Consider the following 25,304-nt stretch of genomic DNA (forward strand, 5'->3'; position numbering starts at 1 on the left):
CCCCCCCCCCCCCCCGGTACGCTCAGGCCTCCAGAAGTTCCCGCAGGTCGTCGGCGGTGGGAGGATCAGCGCCCACCCGGGTGACCGTGTGGGCCGCGGCGGTGACGGCGAAGGTCAGCAGGTCGGCCAGGTCCGCCTCCGTCAGCCCGGTCAGGCGGCCCCGTGGCCGCTCACCCAGCCTCCCGTCCAGGTCGAGACGGTGGAGGAGGGCTCCCATGAAGGAGTCGCCCGCCCCGACCGTGTCCACCACCTCCACCCTCGGTGCGGGGACCGCGGCCAGCACACCGTGGGAGAGGGCGAAGGCCCCCTCCGCGCCCAGGGTGACCACGACCAGCGCCGGACCGAGGGCGGCCAGGGCGTGCGCGGCCCCCTCGGGGGTGTGCTCCGGGAAGAGGAAGGCCAGGTCCTCGTCGCTGGCCTTGACCACGTGGGCCTGGGCCGCGTGGCGCAGGGCCAGCGCACGGGCCTCGGCCGGGTCCCCGACCACGTCCGCGCGGATGTTGGGGTCGAGGGAGACCGTCACCTGTCCCCGGCCGTGCTCGCGCCGCAGCAGCGCCTCGATCCGGGTGGCCCCCGGTTCGCGGAACAGGGCGATGGAGGCGGCGTGCAGGGCCCGCACCCCGGGTTCCAGGGCTCCGGGGAGCTCACCGGGACGCCAACGCCAGTCGGCGGCGTCGTCCATGCGGAAGTCGTACCGGGCCGCCCCGTCCTGACCGAGGGTGGCCAGGGCCAGGGCGGACGGCTCCTCCGCCGCGACCAGACCGGCAGGGTCCAGCCCCCCGGCCAGAAGGCGTTCCCGGATGGCCGCGCCGAAACCGTCGGCGCCGATCCGGGCGAGCAGCCGGGTGGGCGTGCCCAGCCGGGCCGCGGCCAGCGCCGTGTTGGCCGGTCCGCCGCCGGGTGCGGCCCGCAACACGTCCGGGCCGTGCCGGGACGGCAGCAGGTCCATCACGTTCTCCCCGACCACCACCAGCCGGGGTGTTCCGGCGGCGGGGCCCGTGGTCTCCTCGGTCACCGGCTTCCTCCCGTACCGCGCAGGGCCGCCGCGATCGAGGTCGAGAACCCGACCTGCGGCAGCAGGGTGGCCTGGTAGGCGTGGTAGACGTCGGGCTTGCCCGACCACACCGCTCCCCCGGGGCGGTTCGCGGGGTCCAGCTCGTGCCGCCAGCTGCCGTGCTCGCGGTCCACGTGGAACCGGTCGGCGTAGTCCCACCACCGCTCGTACCGCTCGGTGTAGGCGGTGTCGACGGTGCGCACGGCCAGCGCCCACGCGGCCATGGTGGCCTCGGCCACCACCCAGTGCATGCGCTGGCGCACGACCGGGCGGTCCTCCCAGTCCAGGGTGTAGGCGAACCCCTCCGCGCCGTCCACGCCCCAGCCTCGCCGGACGGCGTGGGCGAAGAGGTGTTCGGCGTCGGCGCGCAGCCACGCGGGGGCGGTCTCGCCCGCGCGCTCCAGGGCGAGTTCGAGATGCAGGAGCAGGCGGGCCCACTCCAGGAGGTGACCGGTGGTGCTGCCGAAGGGGCGGAAGGGGTGATCAGGGTGGTCGCGGTTGTAGTCCGGGAGCGGGCGCCAGTCCGGGGTGAAGTGCTCGGGCAGGCGCCAGTCGTGGGCGGCGGCCACTCCGTGGACCAGGCGCTCCGCCACGGCCAGGGCCCGGCGGGTCCAGTCGGTGTCGCCGGTGGCGTCGGCGGCGGCCAGGAGCGCCTCCACCCAGTGCATGGCGCTGTTGGCCCCCCGGTAGGGCTCGGTGACGGTCCAGTCGGCGTCCCAGCTCTCCCGGACGCAGTCCGCCTCCTCCTCCCAGAAGCGCGCGTCGAACACCCCCAGGGCCTCGTCCAGCAGTTCACGCGCGCCCGGGCGGGCGGCGAGGGTGGCGGAGGAGGCGGCCAGGACGACGAAGGAGAGGGGGTAGGCGGACTTGTCCGGGAGCGCTTGGGAGCGCTCCCGGGCTCGGGTGGGATCCCCGCCCTCCGGCACCGCGTCGAACCATCCGCCCAGTTCGGCGTCGCGCAACGGCCCGGAGAGCGCGGCCACCCCGTGGTCGGCCAGCTCCGCCGCGCGCGCGTCGCCGCGCAGGTGCGCCAGGGAGAACACGTGCGTCATCCGAGCGGTGATCCAGGTCTCGGTCGGACGGTCGGGCTCCACGCCGCCCTTGGCGTCCAGCCAGCCGAACCCGTCGGGGACGGCCGCACCGGCGGCGAAGTCGACCAACCGCCGTTCCTCCGCCGCCAACCACAAGGGGGAGCCCGGGGCAGGGTGTGTCGAAGTGGTCAAACCAGTGCCTCCTCAGGGAGTTGTTCCGCGCGTAACGCTATCCCGGGCCGTGCTTCCCGTGAAGGGTTCCGCTCGCCCCCCGGGCCCGGTCCGCGGCGCTGCACGTCCAGCGGATGTGCTCCGCGACGCTGAGGGGGTCGTCCGCCATCGGGATGTGTCCGACCCCCAGCAGCGACACCATGCGCGCGTTGGGCACCCGCTGGTGGGCGTGCTCCGCGCTGGAGGGCAGCAGGGTTCGGTCCCGGTCACCCCAGGCGATGGTGACCGGGCAGGAGATCGGCCGGGAGGTGAAGTCGTAGTCCGCGATCCTCGGCACCATACGCACGTACGGCGCTCCCGGGGTGAGCCCCTGGATACCGAACCGGGTCGCCTTGGCCTCCGGGGAGGAGGGGTCGCCGCGCAGCGCGATGCGTGCCGCGGCCCGCGCGGGCGGGGTGTCCGCGAGCCGTTCCTTGAGCGGCATGGGCAGGTGGGTGGCCAGGTTGGCCACCACACCGACCGTGCGCATGCCCCAGCGGGCGAGGCGGTCGGAGAACCCGGCCGGGGAGAACACCGTCACCGAGCCGGCCACCCCCTGGACCCCCAGTTCGAGGGCGATCGAACCGCCCAGCGAGTTGCCCGCCAGGTGGGGGCGCTCCAGCCCGTGTAGTTCGCAGAACTCCCGGATCACCCGCACCATGCTGTGCACGTCGTAGGGTTCGTCCCGCCCCGGCGCCGGGGACTCCCCGAACCCCGGCAGGTCCACGCTGACCACCTCGTAGTCGGCGGCCAACCGGGGCGCCACCGCCTCCCAGCTCTGCCGTCGGTCGCCGAGTCCGTGCAGCAGGACCACGGGGCGACCGCTCCCGTGCCGGTCGAAGGCGATGCGTCTGGGGTTCATCCCATGGGTCTACCCGAGGTACCCGTGACGACCACCGGGACGAACCAGGAAACTGGGCAGAAGCTGTGCCCGGGTCGGCTCACCGGCGGCGCGCGGACGCGGCGCGGCGGTGAGCAGCAGGCCCGACACCACGGCCACCAGACCCAGGACCGGTGCCAGGCCGAAGCCCAGACCGGCCACGGTCAGGACCAGCAGCCCGCCGCCGATCAGCGCGGCGGCGGCCAGCACACGGATCAGTCCGGGGTCGCCGCGCAGGACCTTCGGCGGCTCCTCGAACCGCACCGCCCAGTGGGCCAGGGGCAGGATCATCGGCACCAGGACCGCCACGCCGAGCACGCCCCACAGCAGCCACAGCCCGGTCATCGGGTCGGGGGTGTTGATGCCCAGGCCGTACACGAGGACCCCGGCCACCACCGAGATCGGCAGCATGTGCCACAGGTACACCGTCATCAGCTGCGGGGAGACACGGTCCAGCATCCGCGCCGGACCGGGCCGGTCCGTCCACGCGGAGATCCGGTCCCGCAGGAGCATCGCGACGCCGACCTGCACGGCGCCCAGCGCCGCCAGCACCAGGGTCGGCGGGGAGACGTTCGAGGTCTCGGCGGCGAACACACCGGTCATGTTGAACGAGTACGGACCCACGTTGACCAGGACGACGACCGTGACGGCGCCGACGGCGGCCATCCATGCCGCGTGGGGGCGGCGGATCGCACCGCTCGCGTACCGGAACCCCAGCTGGTGGACGGCCAACCAGACGAAGGCCACGTTCAGGAAGCCGAAGGCCTCCACCCCGAAGCCGAACCGGCTCAGGTCCACGACCATGGCACCGGCGAGCAGCGCCGCCGGGACCCACCAGCCGAACCTGTCCTGGGCGGCCACCAGGATCGGGGTGGCCACCACCACCAGCACGTACACGGCCAGGAACCACAGCACCATGCCCGCCGCGCCCGCGCCGACCAGTACCGGCTGCTGCTGGGCTCCGCCCAGGACCGCCAGGTGCGAGGCGAGGATCCACACCACCGCGAGGGGCACCACGGGCCAGGCCAGCCGTCTGAGCCGCTTGGCCCACCAGACCGACGCGATCTCGCCCCGGCCCTGGGCCGAGCGCCAGCTGATCATGTTGGCCGCCCCGCCCACGAAGAAGATCAGCGGCATGACCTGGGAGACCCAGGTGAGCGCGAACCCGCCCGGGGTGCTCAGGACGCTGGTCGCCGCGAGGTCGCCCTCGGACTGCACGGTCAGCACCGGCAGCCACCAGTGCTGGAGGACCACCAGGGCCATGACGAACAGGCGCAGGGCGTCGAGGAAGCGATCACGTCCCCGTGGTCGGGGCACGGCCACCACCGGTGCTGCGGCGGAGGCCTGAGGCCGGTCCCCGCCCGCGTTCGCGGGTTCGGCGATCACGGTCATGGGTTGTCGCTCCTTGGTCTTTCCCGGGGTCCGGGGGCGGCCGGGCACGCGGAGGTGCCTGGTCGTGCTGACCGGGCTGTGCTGACCTGTGGGGGGTCCGACACGTCCCGATGCGGGGCCCTGATCACGGGCGCCCGCCGACACTGATGACGGCAGTGGTGACGCGTCGCTGGTAACGACCCTAGGTTCGGGTCGCCGGGCGCCGCGAGGGCGCTGGGTACCCTCTCTCCCCCACGGCCAGCCCACCCACGAGGGGTGGTGCCAGCACTACCGTCCCGTTGGGAACGCCGAGGGCGCGGGGGTTCGCGGACCGGAGACACTGACGGGCCCGGGCAGGTGGTGCCGGTGGGACCGAGGGGATCAGGGAGCGGTGGGGACGGCGCGCTTGTGGGCGGTCACACCGTAGCGGTCCACGAGGGTGCGGGTCACCTCGTCGGGGACCGGAAGGCCCTCGAGGAAGTCGTCAATCTGATCGTAGGTCAGCCCCAGCGCCTCCTCGTCGGGCTTCTGCGGGGTGAGCGTCTCCAGGTCGGCCGTCGGCACCTTGTTCACCAGGTCCCCGGGAGCGCCGAGTTCGGCGGCGACAGCGCGCACCCGGCGCTTGGTCAGTCCGGCCAGCGGCACGAGGTCGACCCCGCCGTCGCCGTACTTGGTGAAGAAGCCGGTGACCGCCTCGGCCGCGTGGTCGGTGCCGACCACCAGGCCGCGCGCGGCGCCCGCGATCGCGTACTGGGCGATCATCCGCTGGCGGGCCTTGACGTTGCCGACCACGAAGTCCTCCGCGAAGGCGTGCTCGTGGGTCACGCCGGCCTCGGTGAGGGAGGCGGCCATGGCGTCCGTGGCCGGTCGCACGTCCACGGTCAGGCACTGGTCGGGGGCGCCGAACTCCACGGCGCGGGCGGCGTCCGCCTCGTCCGCCTGCGTCCCGTAGGGCAGGCGCACGGCCACGTACTCGGCCTCGTGGCCGGACTCGCGGGCCCGGTCGACGGCCAGTCGGCACAGGCGCCCGGCGGTGAGCGAGTCCACGCCACCGCTGATCCCCAGGACCAGCGCGCGGGACCCGTTCGTGGTGAGTCTCTCCGTGAGGAAGGCCACTCTGCGCTCGATCTCGGCGTGGACGTCGAAGTGCTCGGGGACTTCGAGTTCGCGGATGATCTCGCGGCGCTGCTCGCTCAGCTCGGTCTCGGTCACGTGCGCTCCCTGGATGTGGTGCGTGGTCCACCGATTATCACCCTTGCCGGGGAGCGCTTCACCACGTCGGTCAGCGGTCCGCGCGCAGGCGGCGGGCGAACCGCTCGTAGTCCACCACGACGCCGTCGCCGTCCACGGACAACGAGTACTCGCCGTGCAGGGGGTCGCGGTAGGTGTAGCGCTCCAGACCGTCCTCGGCCGGGTGCCGGGTGTAGCGCTGGCGGACACGGCGGACCCGCAGGCAGGGGATGTCGATCCACGCGACCGCGATGTCCCGGTGTTCTCCGGGACGCAGCCCGAGACGGCGGATGGGGAGCGTGTTGGTGAGCGGGGTGGCGGCGACGTCGGCGTCCAGGCAGCCCACCAGCTCGGGGAGGGGGCGGCCGTCCGCGTCGGTCCAGTGGCCGTCCTGGGCCCGGAGTGTGACCGACCTCGGCCCGGAGGTCGAGAGCACCTCGGCGCGGACCTCGCGGGTCGTCCAGGCCAGGTCCGTGCGGACGGTGAAGCGCGTGAAGAAGCGCTCCGCCCCCTCCACCACGGTCTCCCCGGCCTCCAGCCGGTGGCCGTCGGGCTCGGGCAGGACCGTGCCGAGTCCCAACCCCTGGGGGACGTCGGTGCGGGTCCACGCGGCCGGGTGTTCCGTCAGTGACGACATGTCACCGTTCTACCGTTCTGGACGGTGCGGCGCCAGAGCGCGAGCGTGCCCGTGCCGAACGTGACACGGGCACGGAAGCCGTTCGTTACGGGGCCCGTGATTCACTGCGGTCGAACCACGGGCCCCGGCGGACGGACGTCAGGCGACGGGCTGGGGCTCCTCGTCCCTGCCGCCGGCCCTGACCTCGTCCTGCACGCGGTCGAAGTCCGCCTCCATCTGCGGGCTGACCCGGCCGAGGCCGTTGAAGGCGAAGATGCACAGCACGCTCAGGGCGATGGCCGGCACCATGGCGTACAGACCGACGCCGAGGAAGGCCTCGTCGACGAAGTCCCAGACGATGGCGGTGGTCGCGCCCGCGACCATGCCGGCCAGGGCGCCCGCCCAGGTCATCCTGCGCCAGAAGACGGCGAAGAGCAGGACCGGGCCGAAGCCCGCCCCGAAGCCCGCCCAGGCGTAGCCGACCAGACCCATGACGGACTGGTCTCCGTAGAGGGCGACCAGGGCGGCGACCACGGCCACGACCACGACGGCCAGACGGCTGAGCCACATGAGCAGCTTGGGACTGGCGTCCTTGTTGATGTAGGCGCGGTAGACGTCCTCGGTGATGGCGGAGGAGGCCACCAGGAGCTGGGAGTCCGCGGTGCTCATGACCGCCGCGAGGATGGCGGCGAGGAGGAAGCCCGCGACCCACGGGTTCATCAGGGCGTCGATCAGGCGGGGGAAGACCTGTTCGGGGTCGTCCAGGGGGGTCTCGAAGTAGGCGATACCGACGAAGCCGACGAGCAGCGCCAGCCCCATGGCGGTGACCGCCCAGGACACGCTGATGGCCGCTGCCTTGGGGATGTCCCGGAGGGAGCGGATGCCCATGTAGCGGGAGAGGATGTGCGGCTGGCCGAAGTAGCCGAAGCCCCACGCCAGACCGGACACGATGACCACCCAGCCCAGCGTCTCGGCGGACACCCAGGCGCCGTCGGCGAGGGAGGAGCCGCCGAAGGCCGACATGAGGTTGTCGCCCCGGGCGTTGACTCCGTCGACGACCTCGCCGAGGCCGCCCAGGAAGCTGATCGCGACCACGGGCACGATGAGCAGGGCCAGCCACATCATCATGGCCTGCACGACGTCGGTGACCGAGACGGCGAGGTAGCCGCCGATGACGGTGTAGGCGACCACGATGCCGAGCCCGATGAGCACGGCCAGCACCGGGTTGAGCCCGAAGACCTGGTCGAACAGCGACATCATCGCCGTCATGCCGGAGGCGACGTAGAAGAAGTAGAAGACGATGATCAGGACCGCCGAGACCCCGCGCAGGAGACGGGTGCGGTCGTTGAACCGGTTCTCCAGGAAGGAGGAGAGGGTGAGCGAGTCGGACTCGCCGCCGTTCCGGGCGTCGGTGACGCGTTCGGTGTACACCCGCAGACGCGGTGCGAGCAGGATCCAGCTGCCGAGGAAGCCGGAGGCCAGACCGACCGCGATCCAGGCCTCACCGAGGCCGGACATGTAGATGGCCCCGGGCAGGCCCATCAGGAGCCAACCGCTGAAGTCGCTGGCGTTGGCGCTCAGGGCGGTGACCAGACTGCCCAGTTTGCGGCCGCCCAGGACGAAGTCGGACTGTGACTGCGTGCGGCTGTAGAAGTACACAGCCATCGCGACCATGAGGCCGAGATAGATCACGAAGGTCACGATCGGTCCGACCAAGGAGTCGGGATTCAACCGTCTCCTCCTTTCCCAGAAGAACGGCGACAGTGGGCCGCTAAGCGTTGTTTGCGAAGAACAGGCCGATCATCACGGTTGGTAGCCCAGACCACAATGCCCTGTGTGCGAAACAACACCCGGTCGAGACCTGGTCGAGTTCTTGACCAGGCAGAATTGTTCGCCTGGCCATTTCCGGTAAGCCCCGTTTGTCTGATCGGACATACGCACGCCGCGTGGCCGCGCGGTCGTCCCACATGGCGGGACACCGCTCGGTGCTCGGGAACCCGGGCCCCCGAGCCCCGGGGAACTCAGCCGAGCAGCTCCCGCAACCGGCGCTCCACCCCGGCCAGGTGCGCGCCCAGGGCCAGCCGCGCCGCCTCGGGGTCGCGCGCCCGCACCGCGCGGACGATCCGGCGGTGCTCCCCGTCGCTGGCCGCCAGCGCCGCCTCCGTCAGCGGCGCCACGTCCATCAGCTGGTTGATCCGCATCCGGGTGTCCGTGACCGCGGCGACCGTCCGTTCCGATCCGGTCAGCTGGGCCAGGGTGATGTGGAAGACGGTGTCGCAGCGCCGGTAGTCGGCGGGTCCGGCGTCGGCGGCCACGCCCACCCGCCGGTCCAGGAGGTCGTGCTGGTCCGTGGTGAGGCCGGTCTCGGCCAGCCGGACCACGGCGCCCGTCTCCAGGGTGCGCCGGAAGGCGAGCAGGTCGTCCAGCGCGGTGCCGGCCGCGCCGAGGCCGCGCCGCGCCTCGTCCGGGGTGGGCCTCGGAGGCGGCACCGCGACGAAGGTCCCGCCACCGCGTCCGCGCCGGGACTCGACGTGCCCCCGCCGCCGGAGGAGCTGGATCGCCTCGCGCAGGGTGACACGGCTGACGCCGAGGCGGGCGGAGAGGTCGCGCTCGGCCGGGAAGCGGCCGCCCTCCGGGACGACGCCGAGTCTGATGGCGCACAGCAGGCGCTCGACGGTGACCTCCAGGTCGTTGTCGGCCCGGACGCGACGGAAGACCGCTTCGGCAGCGGGATCGCAGGAGGGGATCACTCGGCCAGCTTAGGGCGCGTTCGGCACTCTCACCCGGAAAAGGCCGATCATCACCTTATCGGCCTGCCCGTATCCGTCTGGGAGGAACGGATCATACGAACACCATGATTCCGTGGAGGAAAGGAAACACGGATTCCAGGAATGGCGGGCCCTTGAGACACACGAACGGCCCGGGGCGCGCGCCCGCCCCGGGCCGTGGGGAGGGGAGACACTCGTGTTCTCCCAGGAAGGACCTAGTCCCAGTCCAGGCCGCCACCCGTCTGGTACTCGATCACTCGGGTCTCGAAGAAGTTCTTCTCCTTCTGGAGGTCCATCATCTCCGACATCCACGGGAACGGGTTCTCGGTCTCACCGAAGATGGGGGCGAGGCCGATCTGCTCGGCGCGGCGGTCGGTGATGAAGTGCATGTACTTCTCGCACAGCTCGGAGTTGAGGCCCAGCACGCCGCGCGGCATGGTCTCGCGGCCGTAGGCCACCTCCAGCTCGCAGGCGTCCGTGAGCATCTGCCGGACCTCGGCCTGGAACTCCTCGGTCCACAGGTGCGGGTTCTCGATCTTGATCTGGTTGATCACGTCGATGCCGAAGTTCAGGTGGATCGACTCGTCGCGCAGGATGTACTGGTACTGCTCCGCGATGCCGACCATCTTGTTGCGGCGGCCCAGCGAGAGGATCTGCGCGAAGCCGGTGTAGAACCACATGCCCTCGAAGATCACGTAGAACGCGACCAGGTCACGCAGGAAGGCCTGGTCGGACTCGGGCGTTCCGGTGCGGAACTCCGGGTTCTCCAGGTTCTGGGTGTACTTGAGCGCCCAGGCGTCCTTCGCGGTGATCGAGGGGACCTCGCGGTACATGTTGAAGAGCTCGCCCTCGTCCAGGCCGAGGCTCTCGCAGATGTACTGGAAGGTGTGCGTGTGCACCGCCTCCTCGAAGGCCTGGCGCAGCAGGTACTGGCGGCACTCCGGGTTGGTGAGCTGACGGTACACGGCCAGGACGATGTTGTTGGCCACCAGGGACTCCGCCGTGGCGAAGAAGCCGAGGTTGCGCTTGAGCATCAGGCGCTCGTCCTCGGTGAGCCCGTCCTTGGACTTCCACAGCGCGATGTCGGCCTGCATCGCCACCTCGGTGGGCATCCAGTGGTTGTTGCACCCGGAAAGGTACTTCTCCCACGCCCACGTGTACTTGAGGGGCAGCAGCTGGTTGACGTCGGCGCGGGCGTTGATCATCGACTTGTCGTCGACGTTGACGCGCTCGGCGTCGCGCTCGATCTCGCCGAGGCCGCTGGTGGCCGCTGCGCTGTTCTCGGAAACCGCGGTCATGCTCGAACTTGTCCGTTCTCCGGTCGGGCCGGGGTCGTCTGCGGGGAGTGGAGGGGAGCCACGAGGGAGGCGGGGGCGCCCGCGGATGTCGCGGGCGCCCCGGGACACCTCGTTACTGGCAGGCCTCGCACTCGGGGTCCTCGATGCTGCACGCCTGGCCGTCGACGATCTCGAACTCGTCCTCGGGCTCGGGCGCCACCGGCTCGGCCACCGGAGCCGGGCTCACGGCGGGGCTGGGAGCCGGGGCCGCCACGGGGGCGGCCGGGGTGGAGGCGACCGCGTTGAGGCGGCCGTCCGTGCCCTTGAGCGTGCTCTTCTCCACGTGGGTGGCGCTCTGCGAACGCAGGTAGTAGGTGGTCTTGAGACCGGAGCGCCAGGCGCGACGGTACAGGGCGTCCAGCTTCTTCCCGCTGGGGGCGCCCATGTACAGGTTGAGCGACTGGGCCTGGTCGATCCACTTCTGACGGCGCGAACCGGCGTCCACCAGCCAGTTGGGGTCGACCTCGAACGCCGTGGCGTACAGGGCCTTGAGGTCGTCCGGCACGCGGTCGATGTCGCCGAGGCTGCCGTCGTGCATCTTGAGCGCCGACACCATGTCCTCGTCCCAGAGACCGCGCTCCTTGAGGTCGCGGACCAGGTAGTCGTTGACGACGGTGAAGTCGCCGGACATGTTCGACTTGACGAACAGGTTCCGGTAGACCGGCTCGATCGACTGGCTGACGCCGGTGATGTTGGCGATGGTCGCGGTGGGCGCGATCGCCATGACGTTGGAGTTGCGCATCCCGGTGGACTTCACGCGCTCACGCAGGGAGTCCCAGTCCAGGGTCTCGCCGCGGTCCATGTCGAGGTCGCCGCCACGGGAGTCCGCGAGCAGGCGCAGGGAGTCGATGGGCAGAACGCCCTGGCTCCACAGCGAGCCCTCGAAGCTCTCGTACGCGCCGCGCTCCTTGGCCAGCTCCATGGACGCCTCGATGGCGTAGTAGCTGATCAGCTCCATGCTCTCGTCCGCGAAGGTGACCGCGCCCTCGGAGGCGAACGGCGTGCGGATCTTGAACAGGGCGTCCTGGAAGCCCATGAGGCCCAGGCCGACCGGGCGGTGGCGCATGTTCGCGCGGCGCGCCTCGGGGATCGTGTAGAAGTTCACGTCGATGACGTTGTCGAGCATGCGCACGGCGGTGCGGACGGTGCGGCGCAGGCGCTCGACGTCGATGCCGTTCGGGCCGACGTGCTGCGGCAGGTTCACCGAGCCGAGGTTGCAGACCGCGACCTCGTCCTTGCTGGTGTTCAGCGTGATCTCGGTGCACAGGTTGGAGGAGTGCACCACGCCGTTGTGCTGCTGCGGCGAACGCAGGTTCGACGGGTCCTTGAAGGTGATCCACGGGTGGCCGGTCTCGAACAGCATGGTGAGCATGCGGCGCCACAGGTCCACGGCGGGCATCTTCTTGGAGACCTTGATGCGCCCGGCCTCGGCCTCGGCCTCGTACTTCTCGTAGGCCTCGACGAAGTCCGTGCCGTACTTGTCGTGCAGGTCGGGGACCTCGTCCGGGGAGAACAGGGTCCAGGTGCCCTGCTCCTCCACGCGCTTCATGAACAGGTCCGGAACCCAGTTCGCGGTGTTCATGTCGTGCGTGCGGCGGCGCTCGTCACCGGTGTTCTTGCGGAGGTCGAGGAACTCCTCGATGTCGATGTGCCAGGTCTCCAGGTAGGCGCAGACCGCGCCCTTGCGCTTGCCGCCCTGGTTGACCGCCACCGCGGTGTCGTTGGCGATCTTCAGGAACGGGACGACGCCCTGGCTCTTGCCGTTGGTGCCCTTGATGTGGGAGCCGAGGCCGCGGACCGGGGTCCAGTCGTTGCCCAGGCCGCCCGAGTACTTGGACAGCATCGCGTTGTTGCTGATGCCGTGGAAGATGTCGTGCAGGTCGTCGCCGACCGTGGTGAGGAAGCAGGAGGACAGCTGCGCGCGGACCGTGCCCGAGTTGAACAGGGTGGGCGTGGAGGCCATGAAGTCGAACGAGCTCAGCAGCTCGTAGAACTCGATGGCGCGGGCCTCGCGGTCGTCCTCGTTGAGCGCCAGGCCCATCGCGACGCGCATGAAGAACGCCTGCGGGAGCTCATAGCGGACCTCGTCGCTGTGCAGGAAGTAGCGGTCGTACAGGGTCTGGAGACCGAGGAAGGTGAACTGCTCGTCGCGGTCGGCGTGCAGGGCCTTGCCCAGGCGCTCCAGGTCGAACTGGGCCAGGGCCGGGTCGAGCTGACCGAGGTCGATGCCGCGACCGACGTAGGCGGCCAGGTAGGTGGCGTAGCGGTCGTCCATGTCGGACTGACCGGCGGTCTCGGGGGCGCCGCTGACGAAGCTGAGGGCCTCGGTGCGGAGCTTGTCGAGCAGCAGGCGGGCGGCCACGTACGAGTAGTTCGGGTCGACCTCCACGTAGCTGCGGGCGGCCATGACCAGGGCGAGCTCGACCTCGGAGTCCGCGATACCGGGGTAGAAGCCCCGACGCGCCTCGGTGAGGACCTTGGCCGCCGAAACACCGGTGAGCCGCGCACAGGCCTCGGTAACGACGTGCTCGATCCGGTCGACGGCGGCGGGGGCGCCACCGCCGTTGGTCGGCGCGGGCCGAACGGATGCGGGCACGGCCTCGACGTCAAGGGTCATACAGCGGCTCCAACCTCGGTAAAGAAGAGTCCCGGCGGGGAACGGGGTTCACGAGTAGCAGACGCGCGGCTCGCACCGGCGGCCCACCGCACCGGATGCGGATGGACCCGCGACCGGCGGGTCGCGGCGACTCCCCTCGAAGCCCCTTCGTCTGCGTGTCGGTGGCGGGTCCGGGGACCCGCGGGTGACCTACTCGTCCTCCGCGCCCGAAGCCGATCGGGCCTCGTCGCGCGTGGCGGTCGTCGTTCCCGTCTGCTTCACCAGGGCGGGAACCCCGGTGAACCACCAACGGGTCCCGATACTACATCTAGGGGGCGCCACCTTGGAACACCCCAAGATGATGGCGTGTCGCGGATTTCTCGGATTCTTCGACGAATGTCGAACACACGCCTGGAGCGTGGTATGAGTGCCCCACGGGCGCCCTGTGAGAGGGCGTCTCCGGCCGGGCTCGCGGGCCTTCGTGGGGGGTCGGACCCAGCCTAGGACGTCGGCGGGGCGGACGTGTCCGCCCGACTCCCGGAGATCGGCCACAGGGCCGTACGGCACCCCGGAAAAGGGATCGCGCAACGCCGGGTTGACGACCGAACCTGGCGTACCTGGTGGGCGTGGCTGCGGGAAACGGACCCTGGGCGTCCGGATGCGGCCGATCACGCCCCCGGCCCGCGCCGGATCGGGGCGCGTCAGAAAGCTCACTTCCCGGGGGTGTCGGCGGCCCGTCGGCGCGCCGGGTGCCCGGCTGGGCGCGCGCGGGGCTCGACCCGCGCCGCCCGGGTCAGAAGTCCAGGAGCAGGTCCAGGTCGTCCTCGGCCAGGCCGAGGTCGGTCCGGATCCGGAACCGGATGCGCAGGAGCTCGTCGAACAGGTCCCGGGCGTAGGCGGACAGGTTCCGGTTCGAGAACCAGCGGGCGCCCGAGGTGGCCCAGCGCTCCGCGCCCTCCAGGTCGTCGTGGGCGTAGAGGACCTCGGCCACGTGGATGTGCGTCTGGAGCCCCGGCTGACCCCCGCTCTCCAGCCGCTTCAGGTGCTCGTAGGCGAGACCGCGCTCGTCCAGCTGGAGCAGTGCCCCGGCGCTCAGGGCGTGCGCGTCGACCACGGTCGGTCCGCCGTCGTCCATGGCGCGCTGGTAGGCGGCGCAGGCCCGCTCGAACTCCTGGGCGATCTCCCACTGCTCCCCGGCGCGCACGAACAGCTCCGCCCGGGTCACCTCGCTTCCGGCGTCGACCCGGTTGGCCAGGTCGAGCAGCTGGGCGGCGATCCGGCCGTGCTCACCCGACCGGACGGCGTGGAACTCCAACCGGTCGAGATCTGCCGTCGTCACCTGGGTCAACCGCATCGCCCCCATCCCCTACTCGCACTCGCGCGCGCCGGTCAGGGCCTGGCACGCTCCAGTGCCTGCCAGAACCCCTGGCGCAGTCCGTCACGGACCTCGTCGCGCAACAGGTGGTCGATCGGGAGTGAGGACCCCTGAAGCAGCCTCGCCTCAAGGTCGGAGGGCATCCTCGGCCTACGGGCCAGGACCGCCTCCACCCACAGGGCGGGCGCCTCACGTGCGATCGACTCCGCGAAGTCGTTCCCTTCCTTGTGCGCGACATGCACCGCGTCATCAACGGTATGCGCGCCGGAGCCCGTCTGTTGGGTATATCCAGGACTAGGGTTGGATTCCTGGTATCCAGGAGTGCCGAACCGGGTGTCGTACTCGGGACCAGTAGGTCGCCGTTCCCCGAAACCGGGGGCGGCGCCACCGCGACGTGCGGTGTCAGTTGCCGTACTGGTCCCATAGGTAGGGTTTGCGTCCGCCCCACCTCCGAAGCCTGGATCCTCACCGGGTCCGAACCTCAGGTCCGGGCCGGGCGGGGGTGAGTTTCTCTGCGGTGGCCCCTGCTGGAGGTCCGCGAACGAGGCCTGGGGGCCGGTTCCCGCGTCGAAGGACCGCTGCGGCCCCGTCCCGTTGAAGGACGGCTGGGGCCCGGTCCCGTTCGTGAAGGCGGGCTGGGCGCCGGGCAGCGTGTGCCCCTGCGGGTGCCCCGGTCTGCCCTGGAGTCCGTACCCGCCCTGCTCGGCCCCGCGCATGGACTGGTGTCCGCCGGTCCCGGAGGGCGGGTATCCGCCCTGGCCGTTGGCACCGTGTCCGTTCTGCGCCGCGTGGGCGCTGGGGCCGGGGTGCGCCCCGGTGGCACCGGGGTAGGAGCCGTTGCCGTTCACTCCGGGCGGGGCCTGCCCGCCGGACGGGAAGCCGTTCGCGTCGATGGCGCCGGAGGAGGCGCCCTCCGCACCGGGTCCGGCCAGGTGGTCGACGCCGCGCTGTTGCGCTATCGATCGGCGCATCGCACGCAGCTGGTCCATGGCGCTGCCCTGGGGCACGGGTTGTCCGCCGGTGCCCGCGAACATCGCTTCGAGGCCGCCGGTGGAGGCGTTGACCGGGTCGACCCGGCCGGATCCGCTCTGGGCCGACGCGGGCTGACGCGGCTGCGGGGCCTCGGGCTGGCGCGGGGCCTCGGGGGCCGACCGGCCGCGCCCGTTGGCGAAGGGGGTGGTCGTCTTGGCGGCGGTCTCCTGTGTGGAGCCGCCACCGGAGAGGAGGTTCACGTGGGGACGCAGGTGCCCGGCGCCGATCTCGATGAGGTCGTCGCTCTCCCGGCGCAGGGCGCGGGAGATGGTCCAGTTGCCCTCCACGGAGATGTGCACGACGGTGACGCGCACGCCCATGTCCTGGACGTCGGCGACCACGGGCGCCATGTCCTCGTCGCCGCTGACCAGGACCGCGTCGGAAAGGACACCGGTGCGGGCCAGGGTGGTGAGGTCGCGTTGGACGTAGCTCTCCACGCCCTCGCGCCGCCCCGGCCGTATCCGGGCGGCCCGGAACTTGATGCCGGGGATGTCCGCGATGCTGTCCTGTTCCTGGGCCCGCCGGTCGTCGGCGATCGCCTCGTACCAGTAGCACCGCAGGAGAGGCAGTCCCGTCCGGTCCCGGGCCACCTCGTTGAGGAACTGGACGAGACCGGAGTAGTCCCAGGCGACGGAGTCCCGGTTACGGGTTCCGTGCACGGCCATCGCACCGTCGGCGAGAAGGTATCCCGCGTCGACGAACAACGCGCAACGGTCCACGTGACACCGCCCCCTTCCCTGTCGATCTCTGGGGCCATATCCATGACCGGGGCACAGCCTAGCCAAGTCTGTCTCGTTTTGCGTGCCACCGACGAATACTGAACGTTACTAAGCTGCTACGCAACGGAGGCCCCTCGGGGTCGGGCACCGTCCACCGGAAGCCCCACCAGGCCCGGAAGGGCCACGGAAGGGGCATCCCGGCCACGGGCCTCAGGTGCGCATCGGCGCGGTGAGGGCGACGACGCCCACCACCACGGCGTCCTGACCGGACGGGATTCGGATATCCGATTCGCGCCCGAGTACCGCGTCGAATCGAACGACATCGGTCCCGAACGTCATCGGATCACCCACCGCCCCGCGCGCGGAGCTCACGAACGCGTTGTCGACGCTTCCGTGTCCGTCGGAGGGCGCGACCGGGACCCCGCCCACCATGACGCGGTCACCGGCGAGGTCGGCGTCGCCCTCCCAGGCCACCACGTCGAACCGGGCCCGGACCGAATCCGGCAGCAGACCGGACACCGGGAAGCGCGCCCCGGCCGGGTCCTGGAAGACCGCCGTGGTCTCGTCCAGCACCATCGCCTGGTGGTAGCCCTCCACCGACGGGTCGTCCAGGACCACCACGAGGCTCCACCCGGCGTGGACGCCCCTGCCCTCCAAAGCCGGGACGTCGCTGACCCACCACTCGCCGCCCCCGCCCGACCGGACGAGGTCGGTGACGTCCGCGAACGCCTGGTAGGCGCGGTAGCCCGGCAGGTCCGCGAACCGGGTGTCGGTGGCGGCCACGGTGGTGTAGGAGACCATGCCGGGGCCCTTCACGCGTGCGGTGGGAGCGCTCGGCTCCCCCGCCGCCGAGAAGTACAGCCCGGCCCAGCGCACCGACCCGCCCTCGGGGAGTTCCCAGGTCGCGGAGCTGGAGGAGGTGGTCGTGGGGTCCCAGTCGCGGTCGAGCGGGGCCATCACCCAGTTGTCGTTGTCGAGCCGGTCACCGGTCCGCTGACGGGCGTCCGCGCAGGCGCCGGGGGCTTCCTCCACTTCCCCCTCCGCTTCGTCCTCCTCCTCGGCGTACCCGTCCTCGGGGGGTTCGACGGCCTCCGGGGACTCGGAGGGCTCCTCCGCGCCGTCGTCACCGGGCTCGGCCTCGGGCTCGTCCCGTCCCTCCTCCTCGTCGTCGGGCTCCGCCGAGGGACCGCCGCCGAGGAGGTCGTCGATCCCCTCACCGAGACCGGGGGTGACGTCCGAGGGCGCGCGGCGCAGGTCGGCGTCGGGGAGCGCGTCCGGCGACGTGCCCGCCTCGTCCGGGAGCTCCACCGAGCCGCGGCCCGGCCAGCCCCACCACGGCCACGGCCGACCGCCCTCCGGCGGGTCGGGCTCGGTGCAGGTCAGCAGGGCGTTTCCCACCGTCTCCGTACGTACCTGCCCGGCGGTCGCGTAGCGGGCGGCGATACCGTCCGGCGTCACCCCGCGCTCACCGACCGCCTCGAATCTGACCCCGCCCGAGGAGATCACCACTCTCGCGGGCACGTCCACGTCGGCGTCGGGGGCCACACGGACGTCGATGAACTGGGTGCCGCTCTCCCCCTCCGCCATGCCGGGGCGCACGCACTCGCCGCCGCCGCTGCCCACCGAACAGCCCCAGTCACCATTGCCCGCCGCCATGGGGACGGCGTTCCCCGCGCCGCCGGAGGAGACCATCTCCACTCCGGGGGGCAGGGTGATGGCGGCGACCACGTCGCTGGCGGTGGCCGCGCCCGTGTTGAGCACGTCGAGGACCATGATCCCGTCACCGCCCGGCACCAGGGCGCCGACCGGGTCGATACCCGCCGCGAACTCCGGCTGGGACTCCTCCGGTGCCTCGGGTTCCTCCGGAGCCGCCGGGGGCTCCTCCGGGGTGTCCGGGGGCCTCGGCGCGGGGGGCGCCGGGGCCGGGGCGGCCGGAACGTCGGCGGGCACCGAGGGGACGGGAACCGGTTCGGGTGCGGGTTCGGGCTCCGGCGCGGCCGGGTCCGGATCGTCCGCGGGGGGGTCGGCGGGGGGCGCGGGGGCCCCGGCCGCCGGGGGATCCTCCTGGGGCGCGGCCACCGGAGGGGGATCGGTGGGCACGGGAGCCTCTCCCCCCACCAGGGCGAGCGCGACCGCGACGGCCACACCGGCGGCAGCGGCGGCCCCGGCGGAGACCTGCTGCTGGCGCCGGGACATCCGGTTCCACCAGGCTCCGGTCGCGACACCGCCCGGGGTCACGGTGAGGTAGCCCGTCGCGCCGAAGCCGACGACCAGAGGCAGCACGATCCCGCGCAGGCCGACGTTGACGTCCATGAGCTCCGCGTACACCTCGCGGCAGTCCCCGCAGTCGTCCATGTGCCGGTCGACCTTGGTGGTGTCGCGCTTGGACAGCCCGCCGCGCACGTAGGCGCCGAGCAGACCCAACGTGGGACGGCAGGCCTCCGCCGCTCCCCCGCCCGCCAGGTGCATCTGGAGGTAGGCCTGGCGCAGCCCCTCGCGCGCGCGGTAGGCCAGGGCGGCCACACCGTTGGCGTTCATCCCGAGGATGGTGGCCGCCTCCGCGGGCTTGACCCCCTCGATCTCCGTGTGCCAGAGCACGGACTGCCAGCGTTCGGGCAGGGAGAGGAAGGCGCGGGCGATCAGGGAGCGTTCGAGGCCCTCCAACGCCGGGTCGACGAAGGGTTCACCGGAGTCGTAGCTCTCCATGTCGTCGGTGACGACCTGGCGTCTGTCCCCCCGGCCCCGGTCGTAGGCGGCGTTGCGGACCGCGGTGAGCAGGTAGGGGCGAAAGGCGTCGCTGGGGCCGCCACCGCGCTGGATGACGCTGAGCACCTTGGTGAACGCCTCGGCCACCGCGTCCTCGACCTCGGCCTCGCCGCGCAGCAGCTGGCGGGCCAGCCCCCGGGCGGCCCCGGCATGGCGCTCGTAGAGGGTGCCGTAGGCGGCGTTGTCACCGGCCTTCACCCGCTCGATGATCTCCGCGTCACCGATGAGTGTCTCTGTGTGCTCTCCGTCGGCGTCGGCCACCCAGCGCCCTTTCCCTCGTGGTCCCGTATCCCCCCGCCGGCGAGCCAGAACCGGGGTGTCGGGAGGCAGGGTCACGGCGTCGGAGGATCACGTACTCGAAAAAATATCTCGTATCCGCGTCATAGCCGCTACCGATCTCCGTGATTGGGGTGAGGGCGAACGAGGAGGACCCACCGCGGGGGCGCGGGTCCACCTCCGTTCACCTGGCCGAACGACGACCGGGAGCGATCATGGGCGAAACCGAAGTGGGAGCCGGAGCGCGGGGCAGTGTGGTGCGCCGCGCCCGGGAACTGCGGGCGCCGTGGGGGCGCCGGAGCGGGGAGCGGGGGTGGATCCCGTCCGAGGACTGGTGGACGCCCTCCGTGGACGCCGTCTGCGAGGCGTACACCACCGGGACGGACCTGACCGAACCCTGCACCCGGCTCGGGGAGGCCCGGGCCCGTTCGGGGGTGGAGGTCGGCCGGGCACTCGCCGACCTCGACGCCTTCGGGGAGGTCGTGGGCTGGGAGCACGTCCCGCTCGCCCTGGTCCGCGCGCTGGCCGAGGGCTGGGTCGAGGGGGGCCGGGGCCGGGACACCTGCCAGGACCCGCTCACCGGCCTGGCCAACGAGGCGTACCTGCGTACCCGCGTCCGTGAGCTGTACCGGAGCGCGGAGGAGACCGTCCCGGCCGCGTTCGACCACCACCTGGTGGTGGTGGCGCTGGATCCCACCCTCGACCCGTGGCGGCGCGCGGCGCGGCTGATCGTGCTCGGACACGAGCTGAACCGCTTCTTCACCCGAGGGGAGTCGGTGTGCCTGGCCAGCCGGGCGCGGATCGCGGTGGTCGCCCGGGACGAGCCCGCGCTCAGGACCGAGATCGACGAGCTGCGCTCGGGGATCGGCTGGGAGCACGGCGCCGCCGTCTGGTCGGTGCCGCTGCCCGCGACCCACCGCGAGGCTTCCGCCCTGCTCGACGGGCTGGGGAGGCCGCCCTGCGAGGAATGACCCACGAACGCCGCTGCGGACCGCCCTTCCAGAGGGGAGAGGGTTCGGTCCGGAGCGGCGGGGCCGACCCCGCGCATGTCTGAGGGGGTGTGCGCGGAGCGGTCGGCCCCCGTCCGACGGGCCCGGGCCCTCTGGCCCCGCGAGAGGGGCGGCCCATGAGGCCGTCGGACGGACGAAGGCGCCGCCTGGCGGCGCCCGGGGGCGCGCTCACACAGGGGAGGTGGGCGCGCCTCCCGTCATGTCACCCGACCCTGACCGGCTCCGGCCGGTGGAGAGCGCGTATGGGAACGGCTTCCGGCGAGAAAACGGAAATGACTCCGGCGGTCGGTGTGCTCACAGAATGTCGCGAAGAAAGGACGCGAAGCGATGCCGTGATCACCATCGGTCATGCCGGGAGAAAGGATTCCGGGAAACGCGCGGGCCCCTGATAACTTCCAGGAATGTTCTCACGGTTTTCCGGCTTTTTTGTCGGTGCTTTCTTCGGGCTGGTGTTCGTGCTGGTCAACAGCGGTCCGCCGCTTTCTTCGGCGGTCGCTTTCACGGTGCGTTCACTGGCCGTGGGGGTGGCCGTGGCGATCGTCGTCCTGGCGCTGCTGGCCATGCGGAAAGGCACCCCCGGGGAGGGTGAGGGCGCTCGGGGGCCACGTTTCGGGGCGTTCTTCGGTGTGGTCACGATGATCGAGGTCGCACTGATCATCGGGGGCGCGATGACCATCGGCCGGCTCGACGGGGTCCCGGACCAGGCCGGTGTGGCCTGGGTGGCACTCGTCGTCGGCCTGCACTTCCTCCCCCTGGCCTGGCACTGGAAGCAGCGGGAGCTGCTCGTCGTGGCCGGGTACGCCACCGCGCTGGGCGCGATCGGCCTGGTCATGGCGCTGACCGGGCACCCCGGCTGGGTGCCCCTGGTCAGCGGTGTCGTCACCGGCGCGGGCATGCTGCTCGGCAGCCTCGGCGGCGTGGTCCTGGTGGCGCGGAGCCCCCGGTAGCGGAACGACCCTAGAGACCGAAGTACGGCAGGCACGGTTCCAACCCCTCGACCTCGACCGGGACCGTGCGGTGCCGCTCCCAGCCCTCCCGGGTCAGCCGGTACCTGGTCTCCCGCACCCGCTCGCCCCGGATCGCCACCAGGTCGGTCCCGTCCGGGCGGTACCCGAGCCTCCGGGCCACGCCGTGCGAGGCGGCCGTGGCCTCCAGGACCCCCGAGACCGCCGCCTCCGCGCCCAGCTCCGCGAAGGCCAGGTGCAGCACGGCGGCCCGCATCTCCGTGCCGATCCCCCGTCCCTGGTACCGCCGGGTGAGCCACGAGCCCGTGGTCACCTGGCGGGCCACACCGAAGTCCCGCGCCGTCAGGTCCTGGACCCCGATCACGGTGCCCTCGTAGGCGACGACCGCGTTGAACGTCCACCTCTCCGGGGTCCACGCCGCCATGGTGGCCCAGTTGTGCTGGACGACCGCCCGTGCCACGCGGTCGGGCGGCTGGTCCGTCCACGGGACCGAGAAGGGCATCCGCTCCGGGTCGTGGACACCCGCGACGGCGGCGTCGGCCAGCTGGGAGAGGTCCTCGTCGGAGGGCATCCGCAGCTGGAGTCGGGGCGTGTTCAGCCGGATCCCCGCCGGGGGGAAGTGGTCCGCGATCATGCGCCGATTCTGTGGGAGCGCGCCGGGGTTGTCACCCGGTTTCAGCTGACCAGGTCCGCGACGAGCTCGGCCAGATCCCGGGAGGGCCGTCCCCCCGCCTCACGGACCGTCCAGCCGCGCATCCCGGCCAGGTGCGCCGGGTGCGCGTACGCGGAGTCGGTGAGCAGGTAGCCGCACGGCGCGTCCGGCCAGTCCGGGACGGTGGGCAGGCGCTCCGTCCGGTAGGCGGCGGGTTCGTTCGCGCGGGCCGGCACCTCGATCATCTGGTTGCGTGCGAGGTCGACGCGGGTCGGGCTGCCGGGCTGGGGCAGGGGCGCGTCCACCAGCACGTAGCCGAGGACGGGTCGGTGCGCGGAGCGCTGGGCCGCTCCGACCGCGCCGAGCAGGGGGCCGCTGTCCCCCTCCGCGACCAGCACGACCGGGGTGCGGTCACCCACGAGTCGGCTGATCTCCAGGCTGGCGCGCGCGACGTAGCGGGCCGCGTGGGGGGCGGTGTCGTCATCCACGATCTCGGGGAACACCGGTGCGGGGAGGGCGTCCGCGACGCCCGGGAGCGAGAAGCGGGCTCCGAGGGTGGGGGGCAGGAGGACGGTGATCACGCGCGGGTCTCGTCCCGCACCCAGGCCAGGTACGACGGGTTCCCGCCGGTCACGGGCACCGCGACGATCTCCGGGACGTCGTAGGGGTGCGCCTCGACCAGGTGGGCGACCAGGTCGTCCAGGCGGTCCGCCGCGGTCTTGATCACGACCCTCCACTCCTGGTCGGCCTGGACCTCCCCCTCCCAGCGGTAGAAGCTGGAGAGGGGTCCGCTCACCTGCGCGCAGGCGGCCAGCCGGTGCGCCACCACGGAACGGGCCACCTCCTCGGCACCCTCGCGGCTGTCCACGGTGGTCTCCACCCGGACGGTTCCGGTGTGCTCCTGCATGGTCGTCCCTCCAGGGCGGGGCGGCCCTGGTCCGCGCGGCCCCACCCGGTGTCCTAGGCTCACTGGTCATGAGCGAACGTGATGAACTCCTGCGTCAGATCAACGATAAGGCGGTCGTGCGCGGGAAGGTGACCCTGTCCTCCGGCAAGGAGGCCGACTACTACGTCGACCTGCGCCGGATCACCCTGGACGGGGAGGCCGCGCCGCTGGTCGGCTCGGTCCTGTTGGACACCGTCGAGGACCTGGAGTTCGACGCGGTGGGCGGTCTGACCCTGGGCGCCGACCCGGTGGCCACCGCGATGCTGCACGCCGCGCACGCGCGGGGCCGCAGGCTGGACGCCTTCGTGGTGCGCAAGGCGGGCAAGGCCCACGGTCTCCAGCGGCGGATCGAGGGCCCGGACGTGCGGGGGCGCCGTGTCCTGGCGCTGGAGGACACCTCCACCACCGGCGGTTCGGTGATGACCGCCGTGGAGGCGCTGCGCGAGGCGGGTGCCGAGGTCGTGGCGGTCGCACTGATCGTCGACCGTGGCGCGCGCGGAAGGCTGGAGGAGGAGGGTCTGGAGTACCGGCCCGTCTTCGAGGTCTCCGACCTGGACGTGTGACCTAGGGCTTGAGGGTGAAGGTGTGCCCCGGCGCGCGGTCGGAGACGTCGCGCGGGGCGCCGTTCACGTGGACCTCGACGGCGGTCGGGTCACCGATGGTGACCTCCAGGCCCTCGTCGTTGTCCGGGTAGGTCACGGAGCTGCCCTGGGCGAGCTCCTGGTCCAGGAGCACGTCCCCGCCGGGGACGCGGACGAACACGTCGCTGGACTCGCCCACCACACGGATGTGGAGGACGCCCATGTCGGCGGGGTCCACACTCTCGGCCGCCGCCTCGGACGCGTTGACGCTGACGCCTTCGCCGTCCGGGAGGGACTGGTACAGGAAGTACCCGCCGAGGGCCACCAGGGCGACCAAGAGCACGACGGCCCCGACGATGGCCATCACCTGGCCAACGCCCCGCGGATCATTCCTATGCCTTCCCACGGCGACGAATGTAGCGCGTATCACGACAAAAAGCGACAGCGGCCACCGGGAACTCGTGGTCCGTGCTGCCTCCGTGAGAAATCAGCACGGAATCGTCGGCCACTTCCGGGTCCCCTCACCGGGCCTTCCCGCCCTCCCCCGTAAGCTGCGAGTACGTCGTCGATCCGGAGCATTTTGGTCTAGACCTTTCCAACGGCTCCGGCTATTCGGGATACTTGGACGACACCCGGTGGACGCTTCCGGACGCACGGCCCACGGGCCGTCCTCCGACGGTCCGGATTCCACCGCCGGGGAAACGCACGTGGGGTGCCGTCGGTACGCGAGGGAATCGCGTCGGCGGCCGCTCGCTCCAGGCCGAACCAGGGAGAGTCAAGCCATGCCCATCGCCAGCCCCGAGGTCTACACCGAGATGCTGAGCCGCGCGAAGTCCGAGGGCTTCGCCTACCCGGCGATCAACGTGACCTCCAGCCAGACGCTGCACGCCGCCCTGCGCGGTTTCGCAGAGGCCGAAAGCGACGGCATCGTCCAGGTCTCCACCGGTGGCGCGGAGTTCCTCTCCGGCGCGTCGGTGAAGGACATGGTCACCGGCTCGGTCGCCTTCGCGGAGTTCGCCCGCGTGGTCGCCGCCAAGTACCCGGTGAACATCGCCCTGCACACCGACCACTGCCCGAAGAACAAGCTCGACGGCTTCGTCCGCCCGCTGCTGGAGATCTCCAAGGAGCGCGTGGCCAAGGGCCAGGAGCCGCTGTTCCAGTCGCACATGTGGGACGGCTCCGCGGTCGAGCTGGAGGAGAACCTCCAGATCGCGGACGAGCTGCTCGCCGCCTCGAAGGCCGCCCGGACCATCCTGGAGATCGAGGTGGGCGTCGTCGGCGGTGAGGAGGACGGCATCGTCGGCGAGATCAACGAGAAGCTGTACACGACCCCAGCGGACGCCCTGCGTACCGCCGAGGTGCTCGGCCTGGGCGAGAAGGGCTACTACATGACGGCCCTGACCTTCGGCAACGTGCACGGCTCGTACAAGCCCGGCTTCGTGAAGCTGCGTCCGGAGGTCCTCAAGGCCGCCCAGGAGGCCGTCGCCGCCAAGTACGGCAAGGCCAAGGCCTTCGACTTCGTCTTCCACGGCGGCTCCGGCTCCACCTTGGAGGACATCCACGAGGCGATCGGCTACGGCGTCGTGAAGATGAACATCGACACCGACACCCAGTACGCCTACACGCGTCCGGTCGTCGACCACATCATGCGCAACTACGAGGGCGTCCTGAAGGTCGACGGCGAGATCGGCGACAAGAAGGCCTACGACCCCCGCGCCTACGGAAAGGTCGCCGAGGCCGGGATGGCCGCCCGCGTGGTCGAGGGCGCCCAGCACCTGAAGTCCGCCGGGAACAAGATGAAGTAGGGCTCCCGGCCCCGAACGGTGCCCGGCGGCCGAGGCCGCCGGGCACCGTCGTCCCTGCGTGGTGACGGACACCCCCGGTCCCCC

21 protein-coding genes are annotated in these 25,304 nt (G+C 71.7%); 4 read left to right on the plus strand and 17 right to left on the minus strand.

Going from position 1 to position 25,304, the window contains the following annotated elements; genetic code table 11:
- Positions 1-22 precede the first annotated feature (22 nt).
- From ACRWK8_RS19745 to ACRWK8_RS19805, 13 genes are all read right to left on the minus strand, one after another.
- On the minus strand, positions 23-1,015 hold the full coding sequence (locus ACRWK8_RS19745; RefSeq protein WP_431872075.1) for a carbohydrate kinase family protein: 993 nt from the start codon (positions 1,013-1,015) through the stop codon (positions 23-25).
- Entirely contained in the window at positions 1,012-2,277 is a 1,266-nt protein-coding gene (locus ACRWK8_RS19750; RefSeq protein ID WP_431872077.1) for an AGE family epimerase/isomerase, read from the minus strand. The genes ACRWK8_RS19745 and ACRWK8_RS19750 overlap by 4 nt, the downstream gene beginning before the upstream one ends.
- Before the next feature lie 37 nt (positions 2,278-2,314).
- Positions 2,315-3,157, minus strand: a complete 843-nt coding sequence (locus tag ACRWK8_RS19755) for an alpha/beta fold hydrolase (protein ID WP_378735848.1) — start codon at positions 3,155-3,157, stop codon at positions 2,315-2,317.
- 9 nt (positions 3,158-3,166) lie between these two features.
- Positions 3,167-4,567 carry an acyltransferase family protein gene (locus tag ACRWK8_RS19760; RefSeq protein ID WP_378735846.1) on the minus strand — a complete coding sequence of 467 codons (1,401 nt, stop codon included), beginning with the start codon at positions 4,565-4,567 and terminating at the stop codon, positions 3,167-3,169.
- 360 nt (positions 4,568-4,927) lie between these two features.
- The gene (nadE, locus tag ACRWK8_RS19765; protein WP_378735844.1) at positions 4,928-5,758 is read right to left on the minus strand and encodes an NAD(+) synthase; all 831 of its coding nucleotides are present in this window, start codon (positions 5,756-5,758) and stop codon (positions 4,928-4,930) included.
- 70 nt (positions 5,759-5,828) lie between these two features.
- The gene (locus tag ACRWK8_RS19770) at positions 5,829-6,413 is read right to left on the minus strand and encodes a putative glycolipid-binding domain-containing protein (RefSeq protein WP_352388191.1); all 585 of its coding nucleotides are present in this window, start codon (positions 6,411-6,413) and stop codon (positions 5,829-5,831) included.
- Positions 6,414-6,551: 138 nt separating this feature from the next.
- Positions 6,552-8,123 (minus strand): sodium/proline symporter PutP, encoded by a 1,572-nt coding sequence (putP, locus tag ACRWK8_RS19775; protein ID WP_378735841.1) that lies wholly within the window; start codon positions 8,121-8,123, stop codon positions 6,552-6,554.
- 290 nt (positions 8,124-8,413) lie between these two features.
- Positions 8,414-9,142, minus strand: coding sequence for a FadR/GntR family transcriptional regulator (locus ACRWK8_RS19780; RefSeq protein WP_378735839.1), 729 nt, complete (start codon positions 9,140-9,142; stop codon positions 8,414-8,416).
- 233 nt (positions 9,143-9,375) lie between these two features.
- The gene (locus ACRWK8_RS19785) at positions 9,376-10,458 is read right to left on the minus strand and encodes a ribonucleotide-diphosphate reductase subunit beta (protein WP_378735837.1); all 1,083 of its coding nucleotides are present in this window, start codon (positions 10,456-10,458) and stop codon (positions 9,376-9,378) included.
- Between the two features lie 112 nt (positions 10,459-10,570).
- Positions 10,571-13,114 (minus strand): ribonucleoside-diphosphate reductase subunit alpha, encoded by a 2,544-nt coding sequence (locus tag ACRWK8_RS19790; RefSeq protein ID WP_378735835.1) that lies wholly within the window; start codon positions 13,112-13,114, stop codon positions 10,571-10,573.
- Positions 13,115-13,886: 772 nt separating this feature from the next.
- Positions 13,887-14,456: a hypothetical protein gene (locus tag ACRWK8_RS19795; RefSeq protein ID WP_378735833.1), complete on the minus strand. Its 570-nt coding sequence runs from the start codon at positions 14,454-14,456 to the stop codon at positions 13,887-13,889.
- A 26-nt stretch (positions 14,457-14,482) separates the two neighbouring features.
- Positions 14,483-16,219 (minus strand): NYN domain-containing protein, encoded by a 1,737-nt coding sequence (locus tag ACRWK8_RS19800; RefSeq protein ID WP_378735831.1) that lies wholly within the window; start codon positions 16,217-16,219, stop codon positions 14,483-14,485.
- 210 nt (positions 16,220-16,429) lie between these two features.
- Positions 16,430-19,246 carry a sigma-70 family RNA polymerase sigma factor gene (locus ACRWK8_RS19805; RefSeq protein ID WP_431872083.1) on the minus strand — a complete coding sequence of 939 codons (2,817 nt, stop codon included), beginning with the start codon at positions 19,244-19,246 and terminating at the stop codon, positions 16,430-16,432.
- 230 nt (positions 19,247-19,476) lie between these two features.
- Here ACRWK8_RS19805 and ACRWK8_RS19810 point away from each other — a divergent pair, with 230 nt between their 5' ends.
- Together ACRWK8_RS19810 and ACRWK8_RS19815 are read left to right on the plus strand one after the other, a co-directional pair.
- Complete coding sequence (locus ACRWK8_RS19810; protein WP_431872085.1) at positions 19,477-20,232, plus strand: hypothetical protein; 756 nt, start codon at positions 19,477-19,479, stop codon at positions 20,230-20,232.
- Positions 20,233-20,672: 440 nt separating this feature from the next.
- Positions 20,673-21,218, plus strand: a complete 546-nt coding sequence (locus ACRWK8_RS19815) for a hypothetical protein (protein WP_378735825.1) — start codon at positions 20,673-20,675, stop codon at positions 21,216-21,218.
- A 10-nt stretch (positions 21,219-21,228) separates the two neighbouring features.
- Here ACRWK8_RS19815 and ACRWK8_RS19820 read toward each other — a convergent pair whose 3' ends face one another.
- From ACRWK8_RS19820 to cutA, 3 genes are read right to left on the minus strand one after another with little or no spacing between them, the layout of a single operon-like run.
- On the minus strand, positions 21,229-21,870 hold the full coding sequence (locus ACRWK8_RS19820) for a GNAT family N-acetyltransferase (protein ID WP_378735823.1): 642 nt from the start codon (positions 21,868-21,870) through the stop codon (positions 21,229-21,231).
- A gap of 41 nt (positions 21,871-21,911) precedes the next feature.
- Positions 21,912-22,469, minus strand: a complete 558-nt coding sequence (locus ACRWK8_RS19825; protein WP_431872087.1) for a hypothetical protein — start codon at positions 22,467-22,469, stop codon at positions 21,912-21,914.
- Positions 22,466-22,795, minus strand: coding sequence for a divalent-cation tolerance protein CutA (gene cutA / locus ACRWK8_RS19830; RefSeq protein ID WP_378735820.1), 330 nt, complete (start codon positions 22,793-22,795; stop codon positions 22,466-22,468). The genes ACRWK8_RS19825 and cutA overlap by 4 nt, the downstream gene beginning before the upstream one ends.
- A 68-nt stretch (positions 22,796-22,863) precedes the next feature.
- On the opposite strand from cutA, the gene pyrE reads away from it, so the two are divergent.
- On the plus strand, positions 22,864-23,397 hold the full coding sequence (pyrE, locus tag ACRWK8_RS19835; protein ID WP_378735818.1) for an orotate phosphoribosyltransferase: 534 nt from the start codon (positions 22,864-22,866) through the stop codon (positions 23,395-23,397).
- A gap of 1 nt (position 23,398) precedes the next feature.
- On the opposite strand, the gene ACRWK8_RS19840 is transcribed toward pyrE, so the two are convergent.
- Positions 23,399-23,779 (minus strand): DUF4115 domain-containing protein, encoded by a 381-nt coding sequence (locus ACRWK8_RS19840; RefSeq protein ID WP_378735816.1) that lies wholly within the window; start codon positions 23,777-23,779, stop codon positions 23,399-23,401.
- A gap of 418 nt (positions 23,780-24,197) precedes the next feature.
- Here ACRWK8_RS19840 and fbaA point away from each other — a divergent pair, with 418 nt between their 5' ends.
- Positions 24,198-25,220, plus strand: coding sequence for a class II fructose-bisphosphate aldolase (gene fbaA / locus ACRWK8_RS19845; RefSeq protein ID WP_378735814.1), 1,023 nt, complete (start codon positions 24,198-24,200; stop codon positions 25,218-25,220).
- Positions 25,221-25,304 lie beyond the last annotated feature (84 nt).

It is taken from the genome of Nocardiopsis eucommiae (assembly GCF_965344335.1).
Lineage (GTDB): Bacteria > Actinomycetota > Actinomycetes > Streptosporangiales > Streptosporangiaceae > Nocardiopsis > Nocardiopsis eucommiae.

Bases quoted from the DNA above. Each gene is read 5' to 3' on its own strand.
- ACRWK8_RS19785 (WP_378735837.1), bottom strand. From the start codon at position 10,458: ATGACCGCGGTTTCCGAGAACAGCGCAGCGGCCACCAGCGGCCTCGGC.
- pyrE (WP_378735818.1), top strand. From the start codon at position 22,864: ATGAGCGAACGTGATGAACTCCTGCGTCAGATCAACGATAAGGCGGTC.
- ACRWK8_RS19755 (WP_378735848.1), bottom strand. From the start codon at position 3,157: ATGAACCCCAGACGCATCGCCTTCGACCGGCACGGGAGCGGTCGCCCC.
- cutA (WP_378735820.1), bottom strand. From the start codon at position 22,795: ATGCAGGAGCACACCGGAACCGTCCGGGTGGAGACCACCGTGGACAGC.
- ACRWK8_RS19840 (WP_378735816.1), bottom strand. From the start codon at position 23,779: ATGGCCATCGTCGGGGCCGTCGTGCTCTTGGTCGCCCTGGTGGCCCTC.
- ACRWK8_RS19770 (WP_352388191.1), bottom strand. From the start codon at position 6,413: ATGTCGTCACTGACGGAACACCCGGCCGCGTGGACCCGCACCGACGTC.
- ACRWK8_RS19815 (WP_378735825.1), top strand. From the start codon at position 20,673: ATGTTCTCACGGTTTTCCGGCTTTTTTGTCGGTGCTTTCTTCGGGCTG.
- fbaA (WP_378735814.1), top strand. From the start codon at position 24,198: ATGCCCATCGCCAGCCCCGAGGTCTACACCGAGATGCTGAGCCGCGCG.
- ACRWK8_RS19820 (WP_378735823.1), bottom strand. From the start codon at position 21,870: ATGATCGCGGACCACTTCCCCCCGGCGGGGATCCGGCTGAACACGCCC.
- ACRWK8_RS19795 (WP_378735833.1), bottom strand. From the start codon at position 14,456: ATGGGGGCGATGCGGTTGACCCAGGTGACGACGGCAGATCTCGACCGG.
- ACRWK8_RS19760 (WP_378735846.1), bottom strand. From the start codon at position 4,567: ATGACCGTGATCGCCGAACCCGCGAACGCGGGCGGGGACCGGCCTCAG.
- ACRWK8_RS19810 (WP_431872085.1), top strand. From the start codon at position 19,477: ATGGGCGAAACCGAAGTGGGAGCCGGAGCGCGGGGCAGTGTGGTGCGC.
- ACRWK8_RS19790 (WP_378735835.1), bottom strand. From the start codon at position 13,114: ATGACCCTTGACGTCGAGGCCGTGCCCGCATCCGTTCGGCCCGCGCCG.